Origin of the sequence: Mesorhizobium sp. M7A.F.Ca.CA.004.12.1.1, from assembly GCF_003997835.1 — a bacterium.
Classification (GTDB): domain Bacteria; phylum Pseudomonadota; class Alphaproteobacteria; order Rhizobiales; family Rhizobiaceae; genus Mesorhizobium.
Genome location: NZ_RZRK01000870.1, coordinates 1 through 2,508, shown reverse-complemented (window position 1 = coordinate 2,508; position 2,508 = coordinate 1). Strand labels below are relative to the sequence as shown.

The following is a 2,508-nucleotide window of genomic DNA, read 5'->3' as shown; positions in this document are numbered from 1 at the left end:
TGCAGGTGCTCGATGACGGCCGCCTGACCGATGGGCAGGGCCGCACGGTGGACTTCCGCAACACGCTGATCATCATGACGTCGAACCTGGGCGCCGAATATCTCGTCAATCTCACCGAGGATCAGGACGTCGATCTGGTTCGCGACGAGGTGATGGGTGTCGTCAGGGCGTCGTTCCGGCCGGAGTTCCTCAATCGCGTCGACGAGGTGATCCTGTTCCACCGGCTGCGCCGGCAGGATATGGGCCGCATCGTCGAGATCCAGCTCAAGCGGCTGGAGAGCCTGCTTGTCGACCGCAAGATCACGCTGTCGCTGGACCAGGAGGCGGTCGACTGGCTGGCGGCCAAGGGCTACGATCCGGCCTATGGCGCGCGGCCGCTGAAGCGGGTGATGCAGAAGGAATTGCAGGACCCGCTGGCGGAGAAGATCCTGCTCGGCGACATTCTCGACGGCTCGACCGTCAAGGTGACAGCCGGTTCCGACCGGCTGAACTTCCGCTCGAAGCCGGCGATCGTCGCGGCGGAAGTGGCAGCCTGATCCTACGCCGCGCGTCCTTCCCGGACGCGCGGCGTTTTAGGTCTTTGTCATATGCATGTCGTTTTCCCAAAACCGGGGCCACTTTTGGGCGACGTGCGCAAAAAAAGGGGGCGGGATGACGCTGGACGACTACAACGGCTTCTGCGCCTCGCTGCCCGCGACGAACCACGTTGTCCAATGGGGCGGCGCCCATGTCTGGAAGGTCGGAGACAAGGTCTTCGCGGTTGGCGGCTGGGATCAGGGCCAGCAGCTCTTCGTCACCTTCAAATGCTCCGATATCGCCTATGATGTGCTCAAGGAGCAGCCGGGCCTGCGGCCCGCGCCCTATCTTGCCTCGCGCGGCATGACATGGATCCAGCGTCGGACAAGCCAGAGCATGGATGATGCCGCGCTGAAGGACTATCTGCGCGAGAGCCATCGCCTTGTAGCCCTGAAACTGACCAGGCAGGCGCGCAAGGAATTGGGACTTGCCGCAAGCTAGTCTATATTCCTCGAGGCGCTGGAAAACCGCCATCTTCATGCCCGGTTCATGTTGGAACCATATGGTGGGTAACTGGTTTGCTGACGAGGGGCTTCGCCAGAGAACAATGCCGGGCGGCGGCAATTACGGACCGGAGAGTTTCGCCACTATGCTGCGTACGATCTTCACCCTTTCGGTACTTGCCGGCGGGCTTTTGTCTGCCAATGCAATCGCAGCCCCGACGCAGGACAGCGCACCACCGATTGTCCGTGCCGCCGATACCGGTGGCATCCTTGTCGCCCAGGACGGCAATCTCGACATCTACTACGACGCCAGGGGCAACCGCGTGATCGTCGATGCCGATACCGGCAAGGTCATCGCCATCCAGCCGCCGCAGACCCGGCTCGACCGCCGCGCCTTGCGCCGCGAGACACGACTGCGCGAACTGGGCCGCGCCCCCGACGGCGACGACCGCTACTATCTCGACGATCCGGAAGACATGGCGCGGTTCCGGCGCCAGCAGTTGGAAGAGGAAGGCCGCGTTATCCCGCCGCCGGCGGACGAGTACGATCCCTATGGGGACAATGCCGTCGAAGCCTATCCGCCGGCACCGCAGGACGATGGCAGCTACGATGACAATTATCCCGACGCGCCGCAGCCGGCAAAGCCGGGTACCATCAAGCGCCAGCCGCTGGACGAAGCCTCGATAGACCCTGCCCAGCCGGCGACGTCAGCCGATCAGGCAGCTCTGCCACCAGAGACTGGCGGCAAGACCACTGTTGCCCCGGCACTGTCGCTGGGAGCGCGCCAGGATGTCGCCGCCCTTCAGGTGCTGCTCGACCGGGGTGGCGCTTCGCCTGGCGTCATCGACGGGCGTTTCGGTTCGAACGTCGACAAAGCGCTCGCTGCCTACAACCAGATCACCGGCGCCAATCTGCGATCGACCGACGCGGTCGCCATCCAGGCGGCACTTGCGCAATCCGGCGGCGATGCCTTCGCCAACTACACGATCACAGCGGAGGATGCGGCCGGTCCCTATGTCGCGTCGATCCCGGAAGACTACAGCCAGAAGGCGCAACTCGATCGCATGGGCTATACGTCGGTGACCGAGGCGCTCGCAGAGCGCTTCCACATGGATGAGAATTATCTCAAAGCGCTCAACCCGGACCTCGATTTCAATCGTCCCGGCACGACCATCAAGGTCGCCAATTTCGGCAAACTGGTTTCGACGCCGGTGGCCCGCATCGTCGCCGACAAGGACAAGAAAGAGGTTTTCGCCTATGATGCCGGCGGCAGGCTGGTCGCGGCCTATCCCGCAACCATCGGCTCTTCGGACACGCCGTCACCGTCCGGCATTCACACGGTGTCGCGCGTCGCGCTCGATCCGAACTACACCTACAATCCCAGCATCAATTTCAAGCAGGGCCAGAACGACAAGGTCCTGACCATTCCGCCTGGGCCGAACGGTCCCGTCGGCTCGGTCTGGATCGCCCTGGACAAGCCGACCTATGG

3 protein-coding genes are annotated in these 2,508 nt (G+C 63.4%); all 3 read left to right on the top strand.

The genetic code is table 11. The annotated features are described in order from the left end of the window. On the top strand, nucleotides 1-536 hold a 536-nt coding region (locus tag EN984_RS31005), incomplete at its 5' end, for an AAA family ATPase (RefSeq protein ID WP_164765770.1). 115 nt (nucleotides 537-651) lie between these two features. Further along, nucleotides 652-1,017 carry an MmcQ/YjbR family DNA-binding protein gene (locus EN984_RS31000; RefSeq protein ID WP_127266727.1) on the top strand — a complete coding sequence of 122 codons (366 nt, stop codon included), beginning with the start codon at nucleotides 652-654 and terminating at the stop codon, nucleotides 1,015-1,017. Nucleotides 1,018-1,165: 148 nt separating this feature from the next. Next, nucleotides 1,166-2,508 (top strand): L,D-transpeptidase family protein (locus EN984_RS30995; protein WP_127384199.1); only part of this gene is annotated, 1,343 nt, incomplete at its 3' end.